The 12,948-nt window shown below is 70.4% G+C and carries 11 protein-coding genes; 4 read left to right on the top strand and 7 right to left on the bottom strand.

Annotated elements, in window-relative coordinates:
- The first annotated feature begins 156 nt into the window (after positions 1 to 156).
- From D7X30_RS24605 to D7X30_RS24620, 4 genes are read left to right on the top strand one after another with little or no spacing between them, the layout of a single operon-like run.
- The gene (locus D7X30_RS24605; protein ID WP_120565396.1) at positions 157 to 816 is read left to right on the top strand and encodes a B12-binding domain-containing protein; all 660 of its coding nucleotides are present in this window, start codon (positions 157 to 159) and stop codon (positions 814 to 816) included.
- A 4-nt stretch (positions 817 to 820) separates the two neighbouring features.
- Positions 821 to 1,525 (top strand): hypothetical protein, encoded by a 705-nt coding sequence (locus tag D7X30_RS24610; protein WP_120565397.1) that lies wholly within the window; start codon positions 821 to 823, stop codon positions 1,523 to 1,525.
- On the top strand, positions 1,522 to 3,570 hold the full coding sequence (locus D7X30_RS24615) for a hybrid sensor histidine kinase/response regulator (protein ID WP_120565398.1): 2,049 nt from the start codon (positions 1,522 to 1,524) through the stop codon (positions 3,568 to 3,570). The genes D7X30_RS24610 and D7X30_RS24615 overlap by 4 nt, the downstream gene beginning before the upstream one ends.
- Positions 3,563 to 5,095: a response regulator gene (locus D7X30_RS24620; RefSeq protein WP_370051605.1), complete on the top strand. Its 1,533-nt coding sequence runs from the start codon at positions 3,563 to 3,565 to the stop codon at positions 5,093 to 5,095. The genes D7X30_RS24615 and D7X30_RS24620 overlap by 8 nt, the downstream gene beginning before the upstream one ends.
- An 18-nt stretch (positions 5,096 to 5,113) precedes the next feature.
- On the opposite strand, the gene D7X30_RS24625 is transcribed toward D7X30_RS24620, so the two are convergent.
- The 7 genes from D7X30_RS24625 to D7X30_RS24655 all read right to left on the bottom strand — a co-directional run bounded on the left by D7X30_RS24625 (position 5,114) and on the right by D7X30_RS24655 (position 12,880).
- Positions 5,114 to 5,479: a helix-turn-helix transcriptional regulator gene (locus D7X30_RS24625; RefSeq protein WP_120559818.1), complete on the bottom strand. Its 366-nt coding sequence runs from the start codon at positions 5,477 to 5,479 to the stop codon at positions 5,114 to 5,116.
- 342 nt (positions 5,480 to 5,821) lie between these two features.
- Complete coding sequence (locus D7X30_RS24630) at positions 5,822 to 7,282, bottom strand: TolC family protein (protein ID WP_120565400.1); 1,461 nt, start codon at positions 7,280 to 7,282, stop codon at positions 5,822 to 5,824.
- Entirely contained in the window at positions 7,282 to 8,514 is a 1,233-nt protein-coding gene (locus tag D7X30_RS24635; protein ID WP_120565401.1) for an ABC transporter permease, read from the bottom strand. The genes D7X30_RS24630 and D7X30_RS24635 overlap by 1 nt, the downstream gene beginning before the upstream one ends.
- Complete coding sequence (locus D7X30_RS24640) at positions 8,511 to 9,257, bottom strand: ABC transporter ATP-binding protein (RefSeq protein WP_120565402.1); 747 nt, start codon at positions 9,255 to 9,257, stop codon at positions 8,511 to 8,513. Before D7X30_RS24640 ends, D7X30_RS24635 begins: the two co-directional genes overlap by 4 nt.
- Before the next feature lie 72 nt (positions 9,258 to 9,329).
- A complete protein-coding gene (locus tag D7X30_RS24645; protein ID WP_120565403.1) occupies positions 9,330 to 10,664 on the bottom strand; it encodes an efflux RND transporter periplasmic adaptor subunit in 1,335 nt (444 codons plus the stop codon).
- A gap of 45 nt (positions 10,665 to 10,709) precedes the next feature.
- Positions 10,710 to 12,146: a HAMP domain-containing sensor histidine kinase gene (locus D7X30_RS24650; RefSeq protein WP_120565404.1), complete on the bottom strand. Its 1,437-nt coding sequence runs from the start codon at positions 12,144 to 12,146 to the stop codon at positions 10,710 to 10,712.
- Positions 12,143 to 12,880, bottom strand: a complete 738-nt coding sequence (locus tag D7X30_RS24655) for a response regulator transcription factor (protein WP_120565405.1) — start codon at positions 12,878 to 12,880, stop codon at positions 12,143 to 12,145. The genes D7X30_RS24650 and D7X30_RS24655 overlap by 4 nt, the downstream gene beginning before the upstream one ends.
- Positions 12,881 to 12,948: the final 68 nt, after the last annotated feature.

Here is a 12,948-nt window from a genome sequence, read left to right on the forward strand (position 1 = left end):
GCGCGCTCAACCCGGGAGTCCGCTTGACCTGCAAGCAGAAAAGCGACCGTTCGATCCGCAGGACTGGGGACTGTTCACTTACGGAAGCGGGAGAACGCTCCGGGGTTTAACGGAAGCTGGAACGCCCCTACCCTGCCCCGTCCGCCTCCCGCTCCCGTGCTCCAAACGACCCCTGCCATCGACTCGCTGCGGGCGCGGTATCTGGCCGCGCAGCTCTCCGGGAACCGCCAGGAGGCCCTGCGCCTGCTCGTGGACGAGGGCCTGCTGTGCGGCGTGCCCCTCCAGGAGCTCCACCTGGACGTCATCCAGGCCGCCCAGTACGAAATCGGCCGGCTCTGGCAGGAGAACGTCATCTCCGTGGCCCAGGAACACCTGGCCACCGCCATCTCCCAGTACGTCCTCGCCCACCTGTACCGCCACCTGCCCCGCGACCCGTCCAACGACAAGGTCGTGTTGATGGCGTGCGTGGAGGGCGAACTGCACGAAGTGGGCGCGCGCATGGCCAGCGACTTCCTGGAGATGGCCGGCTTCGACGTGCGCTTCCTCGGCGCCAACGTGCCCGCGGATCACCTGGCCCGCATGGTGCGCGAGTCCCCGCCCGACCTGCTGGCCCTCTCCGTCTCCATGCCCTTCCACATGCCCCAGGTCCGCGAGGCCGTGCGCAAGGTGCGCGAAGTGTCCCCGTCCCTGCCCATCGCCGTGGGCGGGCTCGCCTTCGACTGGGGGCCCGTTCTCGAAGAGGAGCTGGCGGTGTCCTTCTTCGGCAAGAGCGTCCGCGAGCTGGTCGCCTCCGCCTGCCGCACCCTCGGGGTCTGACGCCATGCCGCACGTGAGCCTCCAGGTGGAAGCGCGGACCACGCCGCTCGCTTCCGCCTCTGTTCGAGCTTTGTACGAGGATCCGTTCTGGGCCGCGCGCTACGGCATCCAGCGCGCCCGCCGCTTCGGTGACGAGGACGCCGTCTTCCACGTGCGCTACCTCGTGCAAGCGCTGGACGCGGCGCGCCCCGCCATCCTCGAGGACTACGCGCGCTGGCTGCGCACCCTGCTCGTCACGCGCGGCATGTGCTCGGTGCACCTGGATCAGCACTTCGAAGGGCTCGCCCGCGCGCTCCAGGCGGAGGGCTTCGGCCCGGACTCCCTGCCCCACTCCTACGTCCAGTCCGCCCGCCAGGCCCTGCGGTACAAAGAAGGGCCCGCCCACGCCGTGGCGTCCGACGCCGCCGCCATCATCAGCGCGGTCGTCCGGCGGACGGAGGGCCCGCTTCCCGCCGGAAGCCGCCCCCGCCTGGAACAAGAGGTGCGGCTCCAACTGTCCTATCTCTCGGATGCGCTCGCCCTGGGTCGCGACGACCTGTGGAGCGCCCATCTCCAGTGGTACGCGGGCTTCTGGCCCCAACGGGGACTGTCCCCCCTGACCCTTCCCCACCTCCTGGACGCCTTGAGGGCGGCCCTGGAGGACGGCCCCCCTGAAGCTCTGACGTTGCTCGCACGGATGCCCGATTCGTGGGAGGAGACCCACTCATGATGAAGGAAGACGACCGCGCCTCCGGGATCTTCGAATCCCTCAGCCGCGAGCTGGCGTTGGCCTGCGATGCGGAAGGCACCGTCGTCTGGCGCGACGAGCGCGCCGCGCGCCTCCTGGACGTCAAGCCAGGCCAGACGCTGAAGAGCCTGGCCAGCCACGGCAGCGAGACCAAGGTGGAGAAGCTGCTCGTGCAGGCGCGCGAGGAGGCCGTGGACAGCTGGGAGCTCATCCTCCAGAGCCAGCACAAGCCCGCGACGTTCGCCTTCCGCGCCCGGCCGCACGAGGGCGGCATCGCGCTGGTGGGCAGCCTGGTGCCGGAGGACTACGGCGCCGCGCTCACCCAGGTGAGCACCACGCTGGGCGAATTGTCCGCGCTCCACCGCGAGACGGAGCGCCAGCAGCACGAGCTCAAGCGCCGCGCGGAGGAGCTGGCCCGCCTCAACCGCGAGCTGGAGGAGTCCAACAAGGGCGTGCGCACCCTGCACGCCGCCCTGGACGAGAAGGCGGAGAGCCTCCAGCGCGCGTCCGAAATCAAGAGCCGCGTGGTGGCCAACGTGAGCCACGAGTTCCGCACGCCGCTGCACTCCATCCTCGGGCTGTCCAAGGTGCTGCTCAACCCGCTCAACGGCAACCTCGCGCCGGAGCAGGAGAAGCAGGTCCAGTTCATCCGCGGCTCGGCGGAGGCGCTCTTCGAGCTGGTCAACGACCTCCTGGACCTGTCCAAGGTGGAGTCCGGCAAGACGACGCTGCGTCACACCCGCTTCGTCGCGTCCGACCTCATCAGCGCGATGCGCGGCATGACGCGTCCCCTGGTGGCGCCGGACTCGACGGTGGCGCTCGACTTCGAGGAGCCGGCGGAGCCCCTGGAGCTGGAGACGGACGAGGCCAAGCTCAGCCAGGTGATGCGCAACCTCATCTCCAACGCGCTCAAGTTCACCGAGTCCGGCTCCGTCACGGTGTCCGCGGCCCGGGGCCCGCGCGACACGGTGGTGTTCACCGTGAAGGACACGGGCATCGGCATCGCGCCGGAGAACCACGAGCGCGTCTTCGAGGAGTTCATCCAGGTGGACAGCCACCTGCAGCGGCGCGTGAAGGGCACCGGCCTGGGCCTGCCCCTGGCGCGCAAGCTGACGGAGCTGTTGGGTGGCACGCTCACCGTGCAGAGCCGGCTGGGGGAAGGCGCCAGCTTCGTCATCACCCTGCCGCGCGTCCACCCGGAGGTGTCGGAGATGACGGGGCTCACCCAGCGCAGCGCGACGCTGGACCCCTCGCGCGCCCCGGTGCTGGTGCTGGAGGACGACCGCCAGACGCTCTTCCTCTACGAGAAGTACCTGGCGCGCTCCGGCTTCCAGGTGCTGCCCGTGCGCAGCGTGGAGGAAGCGCGCAAGGTGATGCAGCGCGTGCGCCCCGCGGCCATGGTGCTGGACGTGATGCTGGAGGGCGAGACGAGCTGGAGCTTCCTCGCGGAGATGAAGAACGGGGAGCAGACGCGCGACATCCCCGTCCTCGTCGTCACCGTGACGGACCGCGAGCAGAAGGCGCGCGCCCTGGGCGCGGACGAGTTCTGGCTCAAGCCCGTGGACGAGGTGCGCCTGCAGAAGAAGCTGACGGCGATGGCGCGCACCGGGCCGGTGGAGCGGGTGCTCATCATCGACGACGACGACGTGCACCGCTACCTGCTCAAGCAGCTGCTCAAGGACACGTCCTTCCAGCTGCTGGAGGCGGCCAATGGCCGCGAGGGCGTCCGCATCGCGCGCGAGCACGCCCCCCACCTCATCTTCCTGGACTTCGTGCTGCCGGACATCACCGCCTTCGACGTGCTGGACGAGCTGAAGGCGGACCCGCGCACGCGCGACATCCCCATCATCCTGCACACCTCCCACCAGCTGCAGGAGCCGGAGCGCCAGCGGCTGGCGCGCGAGACGTCCGCCATCCTGGCCAAGCACACGCTCAGCCGGGAGGTGGCCATCACCCGCATCCGCGACGCGCTGTCCAAGGCGGGGCTGGGGAACCGGGAACTGCGTGATGGGAGCTCCCGTGGCTGAGGAGTCGCGTCTGGCAACGGTCCTCAACGTCAACGACGACGAGGCCAACCGGTACCTGGTCAACCGCATCCTGGAGATGTCCGGCTACCACGTGCTGGAGGCGGCCACCGGCATGGCGGCGCTCCTCATGGCGGAGGAGCACCGTCCGGACGTCATCGTGCTGGACGTGAAGCTGCCGGACATCAGCGGCTATGAGGTCTGCGCGCGGCTGAGGTCCAACGCGGCCACGGCCTCCATCGCGGTGATGCACACGTCCGCGACGTTCGTCACACCGGACAAGAAGGTGCAGGGCCTGGAGGGCGGCGCGGACGCGTACCTCACCCAGCCCTATGAGCCGTCGGAGCTCATCGCCACGGTGCGCTCGCTGTTGCGCCTGCGCCACGCGGAGCAGCAGGCCCGGCTGCGCACGGATCAGCTCATCGAGATGGACCGGCGCAAGGACGAGTTCCTGGCCATGCTGGCCCACGAGCTGCGCAATCCGCTCGCCGCCATCATGACGTCCATTGGCATCCTGGAGCGCAAGGCGCCCTCGGACACCAAGGAAGCGCGGATGCACGGCATCATCCAGCGCCAGACGCACCACCTGGCGCGGCTGGTGGACGACCTGCTGGACGTCAGCCGCATCACCCGGGGCAAGGTGGAGCTGCGCAAGGAGCCGGTGAGCCTCACGGCGGCCTTCCAGCAGGTGCTCTCCATCCTGCGCCCCCGCGTGGAGTCCCGAGGCCTGAAGCTGGAGGTCCACCTGCCCCGCGCGCCGCTGTGGCTGGAGGGCGACGCCACGCGCCTGGAGCAGGTCTTCACCAACCTGGTGGACAACGCGGCCAAGTACACGGACGAGGGCAGCGTCACCGTGGAGTTGTTCCAGGAGGGCATGGACGGCAGCGCACAGGCGGTGCTGCGGGTGAAGGACACCGGCATCGGCATCTCGCCGGAGAAGCTGCCCGCCATGTTCGAGCTGTTCGCCCAGGCGGACACGTCCCTGGAGCGCTCACGCGGGGGCCTGGGCATTGGCCTCACCCTGGTGCGCACGCTGGTGCGGATGCACGGCGGCACCGTGGAGGCGGCCAGCGGAGGCCCGGGCCAGGGCAGCGAGTTCGTGGTGCGGCTGCCCCTGCTGCCCGCGGACCGCGCCCCCCTGGCGGCCGGGGCGAACCTCCTGGACACGCGGCGCGCGCGGCGCATCCTCCTGGTGGAGGACAACTCGGACGCGCGCCAGTCCATGCGCGACCTGCTGGAGCTGTGGGGTCACCAGGTGGCGGTGGCCCAGGACGGCCTGCAGGGCGTGGCGCTGGCCCTGGAGCACGCGCCGGACCTGGCGCTGGTGGACATTGGTTTGCCGGGGCTGGACGGCTACCAGGTGGCCCGGGCACTGCGCGCGCGCGTGGGGCAGAACCTGCGGCTGGTGGCGCTCAGCGGCTACGGCGACCCGGAGGCCTACCAGCAGGCCCTGAAGGCCGGGTTCGACGTGCACCTCACCAAGCCGGTGCGGCCCGCGGACCTGGATCGCGTCCTGTCGAACCTCTGAAAGTGGGAGTGGGGGTGGCTACCGCCGCGTCAGCGCGTTGGCCACCAGGCCCAGCAGCTTCACCTGGGCGGGATCCAGCTGACGCACGCTGCGCAAGAGCCGGCGCACTTCCGGACGCTCCGGCGTGGGCGGCGGGGCCTCGCTGGCGCGCGACGGCGGAGCGCCCTGCGCCGCGAGTCCCAGCAGCTCGTCCGCGGAGACGTGCAGCTCGTGACACAGCTTCAGCAGGGTCTGGACGCTGGGGAGCATACCGCCGCGTTCGAGGCGGCCGTACACTTCCGTGGCCACGTCGATTCGCTCGGCGACGTCGGCCTGCGTAAGCTCCATGCGGCCCCGGGCGACCCGTGCCGATGCGCCGATGGTGGTTGCGAGTTTCTTGTCCATGCCTTCGCTTGCCGACCCGAAACGTTTGGCCGACGGCATAGGACGTATAGAGGCAGACAGACAGAACTTGCCGGGTCAGCCTCCCATTGTTCACCCATAGGGTCGCTGCGCGGGAGGTGGACTTTCGGAGTCCGGGCAACCCCGACACCCATGGCTCTTTTGAGACGGAGCGCCCTCTGGAAACAGCCTCCGACAGGTGCATCGCCGCGTGTTTCCAGGCTTGTCCGGAGGTGACCCACGACGTTGGACCCGCCGTTTCCTACGGTGTTCGGGCGTCCTGCCGCCACTGCCACCCTTCAGGGTTGGCTCATGTTTCAGTGCCGTCCAGATACACCGCTGTCACTACCCCGAGGCCAGGGTGGTCAACTCCACCGTGCCCAGCGCGCGCGCCAGCTCCGCGCGGGAGGTGGCCAGGTCGTACGTCGCCTGCACCTGCTGGGCGGCGGCGTTGGTGAAGGCCACCTGCGCGTCGCTCACCTCGATGATGTTGCCCACGCCCGCGCGGTAGCGCCCTTCGGCCAGCCGCAGCCGCTCGCGCGCGTTCACCTGGGCCTCGTCCGCGGCGGTGAGCGCCTCGCGCGTGGCCGCCACGTTGAGCCGGGCCTGCTCCACCTGGAGCCGCACCTGCTGCCGGAGCGCGTCCTTCTGCGCCTGGAGGTCGCGCAGGTTGGCGTTGGCCTCGCGCGTCTGCGCGTTGACGAGCCCGCCCTGGAACAGCGCCCAGCTCAGCTGGATGCCGCCCTGCGCGCTCAGCGTGGCGTCGTTGAACGGGTTCGCCCCCACGTCGGACAGGTTGCCCGAGGCGCTCAAGGATGGCAGGTGGCCGGCCTTGGTCACCTTCACCTGAGACTCCTGCGCGGAAATCTGCCGCTCGCGCGCGGCGACGTCGGGGCGGGCCTCCAGCGCGCGCTTCACCAGCGCGTCCAGCACCTCGTCCTCGCCCGGGATGGCCGCCACCGTCACGTCCTGCACGGTGTAGTCGGTGGCCGTCTCCACGCCCATGGTCTGGTTGAGCTGCGCCTTCGCGGTGGCATAGGCGTTCTGCGCGCGGATGAGCGCCACCTGCGCGTTGGCCTTCGCGGTGCGCTGCTGGAGCAGGTCTATCTCCGGCCGCGAGCCCACCTGCACGGACGCGTTCACCTGGTTGAGCCGGGCCTCCTCGCTCTGGAGCGTCTCGCGCGCCACGCCCAGGAGGGCCTTCTGCGTGAGGACGTTGAAGTACGCCGAGCGCACGTTGCGCAGCGCGTCCTGGAGCACCTGCTGCTGCGAGTTCTCCTGCGCGCCCGCCGACTCCTTCGACGCGTTGTAGCGGCCTGACGTCTTGCCGAAGTCGTAGATGAGCTGGTTGGCGGCGATGCTGCCGCTGAAGCGCCGCGTGGAGTTGGACACCACGCCGGTGTCGCTGCCCGGCACGTTCTGGATGACGGCCCGGTTGCTGGTGCCCAGCGTGTAGCCAGCGTTGGCGCTCACCTGCGGAAGGAAGCTGGAGAAGGACTGATCCACCCGGGCGTACGCCGCGTCGGTGCTCGCCTGCGCCGAGCGCAGCGACGGCTGGTACTGGCGCGCCGCGGCCTCCGCGTCCGCCAGGGTGATGACGCGCCCCTCGGCGGCGGACATCGTCAGGGACTGCTGCACGGCCGGAGGCGTCACGGGCTTCGCCGGGGCCTGGGGCGTCGTGGCCGGGGCCTGGGTGGCCGGGGCCGTCGCCGGAGCCTGGGCCTGCGGGGTGGCGGGCTGGGCCACCTGGGCCCCCGCGACCACGGGCAGGACGCACAACGAAAGCGTCAACGGAAGCGCGCGCATCACTCGTACCTCAGTGCATCGATGGGATCCAACAGGCTCGCCTTGCGCGCCGGGTACAGCCCGAAGACGACCCCAACCAGGCCGCTGAACACGATGGCCAGCAGCGCGACGTCAGGACGGACCAGCATGGGCCAGCCGAACTGCGCGGCGAGCAGCTTCGCCACGCCCAGGCCCACGGCCGCGCCGATGATGCCGCCCAGCACCGCCAGCGTCAGCGCCTCGATGAGGAACTGCGCCAGGATGTCTCGCGGCCGCGCGCCCACCGCCACGCGCACGCCAATCTCGCGCGTCCGCTCGGTGACGCTCACCAGCATGATGTTCATGATGCCGATGCCGCCCACCACCAGCGACACCGCCGCGATGGCCGCGAGCAACAGGCTCAACGTCTCCGTGCTCTGCTGCTGGCCGCTGGCCACCTCCGCCAGGTTGCGCACATCGAAGTCGTTGGCGTCGTCCTCGCCCAGGCGGTGACGCTCGCGCAGCAGGTTCGTCACGTCCGTCTGGGCCTTGGCCGTGAGGTCCGCGCTGGCCGCCTGCACGAACACCGCGCCGGTGATGTACGCACCCAGGCTCTGCGCCTGCACCTGCCGTTTGAACGTGACGGCCGGCACGAACACCGTGTTGTCGAAGTCCTGGCCCACGGGCGACTGTCCCTTGGGCGCCGTCACGCCCATCACGGTGAAGGGCGTCTTGTTGATGCGGATGACCTGCCCCACGGGGTTGAAGCCCTTGCCGTAGAGGTTGTCCACCACCGTCTGGCCCAGCACCGCCACCTTCGCGCCCGCCTCGTTGTCCGCGTCCGTGAAGTGCGCGCCCTTCGCGATGGTCCAGCTGCGCACGGCGAAGTAGTCCGTCGTGGTGCCGATGATGCTGGTGTTCCAGTTCTGGTCCTCGCTGAACACCTGCGCGTTGGAGCGCATCTCCGGCGCCGCGCCGCGCACGGTGGACAACTGCGTGCGCACGGCCTCCAGGTCGTCCCAGGTGATGGTGGGCTGGCTGCCGAAGCCACCGCGCGCGCCACCGGACTTGGACGAGCCCGGCAGGATGATGAGCAGGTTGGTGCCCATGGAGTCGAAGACCTTCTGCACGCTGGCCTTCGCGCCGTCGCCAATGGCGACCATGGCGATGACCGCGCCCACGCCGATGATGATGCCCAGCGCGGTGAGCACCGAGCGCGTCTTCGAGCGCAACAGCGCACGCAGCGCCAGGACGAGCGTCTCCAGGATGTTCATGTCCCCACCTCCTCGGCGGGCACCACCGCCGGGTTCGGCGTCTGGCGTCTGTCGTTCACGATGCGCCCGTCCTTCACCACCACGATGCGCTGGGTGTACTCGGCCACGTCCGGCTCGTGCGTCACCAGCACCAGCGTCATGCCTTCCTTCTGCAACTGCTGGAACAGCGCCATCACCTCCACCGTGGTGCGCGAGTCCAGGTTGCCCGTGGGCTCGTCCGCGAGGATGACGCGAGGCCGCCCCACCAGCGCCCGCGCGATGGCCACGCGCTGCTGCTGACCACCGGAGAGCTGCTTCGGGTGGTGGTCCAGCCGGGCCCCCAGCCCCACGCGCTCCAGCGCCTCCTTGGCGCGCACGCGGCGCTCCTTGGCGGGCACGCCCGCGTAGAGCATGGGCAGCTCCACGTTCTCCAGAGCGGTGGTGCGCGCCAGCAGGTTGAAGCTCTGGAAGACGAAGCCCAGGGTGCGGTTGCGCACGCGGGCCAGACCGTCGCGGTCCAGGCGGGCCACCTCGCGTCCGTTGAGCAGGTACTCACCGGAGGTGGGCCGGTCCAGGCAGCCCAGGATGTTCATCAGCGTGGACTTGCCCGAACCGGAGGAGCCCATGATGGAGACGAACTCCCCGGACTCCACCGTGAAGTCCACGCCGCGCAGGGCCCGCACCTCCACGTCGCCGGACTTGTACACCTTCGCCACTTTGTTGAGCTGGATGACGGGGGGTGCCCGCTTCGTGTCCGCGTCCATCGGTCTGCCTCTGTCCCTTCCCCTGCCCGCGATGCCTGTGGAGATGACTGTGATTGGAACGGCCGCGCGCGCCTAGAATCCGCCCCGGCGCCCGCCGCCCATGCCCCGGCCGCCGCCCCCGAGGGGGCTCGCGCCCGACGGAGCCGCGGAAGGCGTGGAGCCCGCCGGCGAGTTCGCGGCGGTGATGACGCGATCACCGGACTTCAATTCACCTTCCACGACCTCCGTGAACGTGCCGTCCGTCATGCCGGTGCGCACGTGCACGGCGACAGGCTGCGGCTTCTGCTCCGGCTGGCGGCGCAGCACGTAGACGGTGCGCATGCCGGCCGGGGCCTGCTGTGCCGGGGCCTGCGCGGCCGCGTCCGGAGAAGGCACCGGGCGGTAGCGCAATGCCGTATTGGGCACGGACAGGGCCTGGTCCTTCTGCTGCGTGACGATGGTCACGTTGGCGGTCATGCCCGGCTTGAGCTTCAGGTCCGGGTTCGGCACGTCGATGACGGCCAGGTAGGTCACCACGTTCTGCACGGTGATGGCCTCGTTGCGGATCTGCCGGATGACGCCGTTGAAGGTCTCCCCCGGGAAGGCGTCCACGGTGAAGGTGGCCTTCTGGCCGGGCTGCAGCTTGCCCACGTCCGCTTCCGCGATGCTGGTGTTGACCTGCATCTTGCGCAGGTCCTCCGCGATGGTGAAGAGCACGGGCGCCTGGAGGGACGCGGCCACCGTCTGCCCCACGTCCACGCTGCGCGAGATGACGATGCCGTCCGTGGGCGACACGATGGTCGTGTACTTGAGGTTCACCTCCGCCTCGTTGAGCGCGGCCTGCGCCTGCGCCACCGAGCCCTCCGCGGCCGTCACCTCCGCCTGCCCGTTGGCGGCGGCGGACTCCGCCGTCTCCAGCTCGGACTGGGAGATGAACTGCTGGGCGCGCAGCTCGCGCGAGCGCACGGCCTGCTTCTTCGCCACGTCCGCGTTGACGCGCGCCTTCTGGAGGTTCGCGCGCGAGGCCATCATGTTCGCCTTCGCCCGGTCCAGCGCGGCCTGCACCAGCTGCGGGTCGATGCGGGCGATGACCTGCCCCTTCTTCACCTGGGAGTTGTAGTCGACCATCAGCTCCTGGATGCGACCGGAGACCTGACTGCCGACCTGCACCGTCACCAGCGCCGCCACGGTGCCGGTGGCCGTCACCTTGGCCGTGAGCTTCCGGGCCTCGGCGGAGGTCGTCTCGTAGGTGACGGCGTCCGCCTGGTTTCCAGCGCGCATGCGCCAGAACACCCCCGCGCCCGCCACCACCAGGATGGCCAGGACCCAGGCCCAGCGCGGAATGCCACGCTTGCGACCCTCGTCCTCATCCAGCTCCACCGGCGCCAGGGCCGGCGCTTCCCGCGGCATCTCGCTCAAGGCCTTCATGCCCCTTATCTACGTTTTGAAATGTTTCGGCGAATCTCGTCTCTATTACGAAAGATGACCCGCGGCGAGGCGGCCGTCCGGTGTGTCCGCCGCTCCCACTCCGGGGAGCACGACACGCGCGGTGGTGCCCTGGCCCGGCTGGCTCTCCAGCGCGAGGCGGCCGTGGTGCGCATCCAGGATGCGGCGCACCAGCGCGAGCCCCAGGCCCACGCCGCCGGTGGTGCGGGCGCGGCTGCGGTCGGTGCGGAAGAAGGGCGTGCCCACGCGCTCCAGGTCCTGCGCTTCGATGCCGATGCCCTGGTCCTGGATGTCCACCTGGAGGCTGTCGCCCGCCGCCCGGGCGTGCAGCTTCACGGTGGTGCCGGGCTCCGAGTATTTCCCCGCGTTGTCGAGCAGGTTGTCCAACACGCGCCGCAGCAGCACGGGGTCCGCCTCCAGCGTGGGCAGCGTGCCGTCCACCTGGACCTCCAGCCGGTGCTTCGGCCGGGCGGTGTGGAAGCGGGTGACGGCCTTGTCCAGGAGCGCGTTCGCGTCCACGCGCTCCAGGCGCAAGGGGGGCACGCCGCTCGCGCCCTCCGTCACCAGCTCCAGGCGGGACGTGGTGAGCACGTCCGACACCAGGCGCTCCAGCTCCGACAGGTCCTCGGTGATGTCGGGCAACAGCTCGCGCGCGGTCTGCGCGTCACCCTCCGCGGCCAGGTCTAGCGCCACGCGGATGCGCGACAGGGGCGTGCGCAGCTCGTGCGACACATTGGCGAGCAGCTCCTTCTGCGAGCGCAGCAACTGGGTGATGCGGCCGGCCATCTCGTCGAAGGCCTCGGACACCAGGCCCAGCTCGTCCTTGCGGCGCAGGCCCGCGCGCACGTCCAGCCGCCCTGCGCCGAACGCGCGCGCCGCGGACGCCAGCTTCTCCAGCGGGCCCGCGAGCGTGCGTGCGAAGACAACGGAGGTGATGGCGGTACACGCCAGCACGAGCCCCACGATGATGGCCGTCTGCCGGTCGCCGTCCGGCGGTGGCGGCGGCGGGGGCAGGGACACGGCGGCATAGACCTGGATGGGGCCCGGGTAGGGGCTCACCACCAGCATGCGGCCCGGGCCGCTGCCAGCCCCGGGGAACGGTCCACGCGGGCCGCTGCGGGTGACGCGCGAGCTGATGGCGGAGAGTTCCTCGGGCCTGAGCGCGGGCACCGGGTCCGGCCGCGTGTTGCCGAGCAGCGTCCCGTCCGCGGCGCGCAGGGTGACGCGCATGCCCATGCGCTGCTGGGCGCGTTCGAGCGACGCCTGGAGCTCCGCGGGGTTGTCGCGCAGGGCGGACCACTCGTCGACGAAGTAGGACAGCTCGTCGTCGAAGCGGTTGCGCCAGGACTCGTTGCGCAGGAGGTCGCGCGCGAGCATGAGCGACACGCCCACGAGGAGAATCTGGATGACCCCCACCAGGTAGATGCGGGGGAGCAGGCCCATGGGCAGACGGAAGAACTTCACGACTCCGCCTCGGGCTCGGTGGCCAGCATGTAGCCGGCACCGCGGACCGTCTTGAGCAGGCGCGGGTTACGGGGGTCCACCTCCAGCTTCTGACGCAGGCGGAAGATGTGCACGTCCACCGAGCGGTCGAACACCTCGTCCGCGCTGCCCTTCACCAGGTCGAGCAATTGCTCACGGCTGAGGACGCGGCCGGCGCGCTCGGCCAGGACGCGCAGCAGGCTGAATTCGTAGGTGGTGAGGGACAGCGGCTTGCCGTCCAGGGACGCGCTCAGGCTGCGCGGGTCCAGCACCAGGCGGCCCGCGTGCACGGGGTGGCTGGTGGGGCCCACCTTGCCGCGAGCGCGGCGCACCTGGGCGCGGATGCGGGCGAGCAGCTCGCGCGACGAGTAGGGCTTGGGCAGGTAGTCGTCCGCGCCGGACTCGAGGCCGAGGACACGGTCGGCCTCCTCGCCGCGCGCGGTGAGCATGATGATGGGGACGTCCGTGCGGGTGCGCAGCTCGCGGCAGACCTCCAGGCCGTCGCGGCCGGGGAGCATGAGGTCCAGGAGGATGACGTCGTAGGTGTGGCGGGACGTCTGGAGGAGCGCGTCGGTGCCGGAGGCGGAGACGGTGACGATGATGCCGTGCTCCTGGAGGTACCGGGCGGTGAGCCGCGCCAGACGTTCATCGTCCTCGACGAGGAGCACCTGGATGGTGGCCTCCTCGGAGGGCGTGGGGCGTGGGGTCGTCTCCATGGGTCGGGTCTCCGCGAGGGATGCGGTCCGCCTCCGGGCCGCGACCTGCAACCTCTCACCCCTACATT

It is taken from the genome of Corallococcus sp. AB011P, from assembly GCF_003611605.1.
Taxonomy (GTDB): Bacteria; Myxococcota; Myxococcia; order Myxococcales; family Myxococcaceae; genus Corallococcus; species Corallococcus coralloides.

What these genes read in the sequence shown, in the direction of transcription:
- D7X30_RS24610 (WP_120565397.1), top strand. Translation starts at nt 821, where the DNA reads ATGCCGCACGTGAGCCTCCAGGTGGAAGCGCGGACCACGCCGCTCGCT.
- D7X30_RS24615 (WP_120565398.1), top strand. Translation starts at nt 1,522, where the DNA reads ATGATGAAGGAAGACGACCGCGCCTCCGGGATCTTCGAATCCCTCAGC.
- D7X30_RS24625 (WP_120559818.1), bottom strand. Translation starts at nt 5,479, where the DNA reads ATGGACAAGAAACTCGCAACCACCATCGGCGCATCGGCACGGGTCGCC.
- D7X30_RS24630 (WP_120565400.1), bottom strand. Translation starts at nt 7,282, where the DNA reads ATGCGCGCGCTTCCGTTGACGCTTTCGTTGTGCGTCCTGCCCGTGGTC.
- D7X30_RS24635 (WP_120565401.1), bottom strand. Translation starts at nt 8,514, where the DNA reads ATGAACATCCTGGAGACGCTCGTCCTGGCGCTGCGTGCGCTGTTGCGC.
- D7X30_RS24640 (WP_120565402.1), bottom strand. Translation starts at nt 9,257, where the DNA reads ATGGACGCGGACACGAAGCGGGCACCCCCCGTCATCCAGCTCAACAAA.
- D7X30_RS24645 (WP_120565403.1), bottom strand. Translation starts at nt 10,664, where the DNA reads ATGAAGGCCTTGAGCGAGATGCCGCGGGAAGCGCCGGCCCTGGCGCCG.
- D7X30_RS24655 (WP_120565405.1), bottom strand. Translation starts at nt 12,880, where the DNA reads ATGGAGACGACCCCACGCCCCACGCCCTCCGAGGAGGCCACCATCCAG.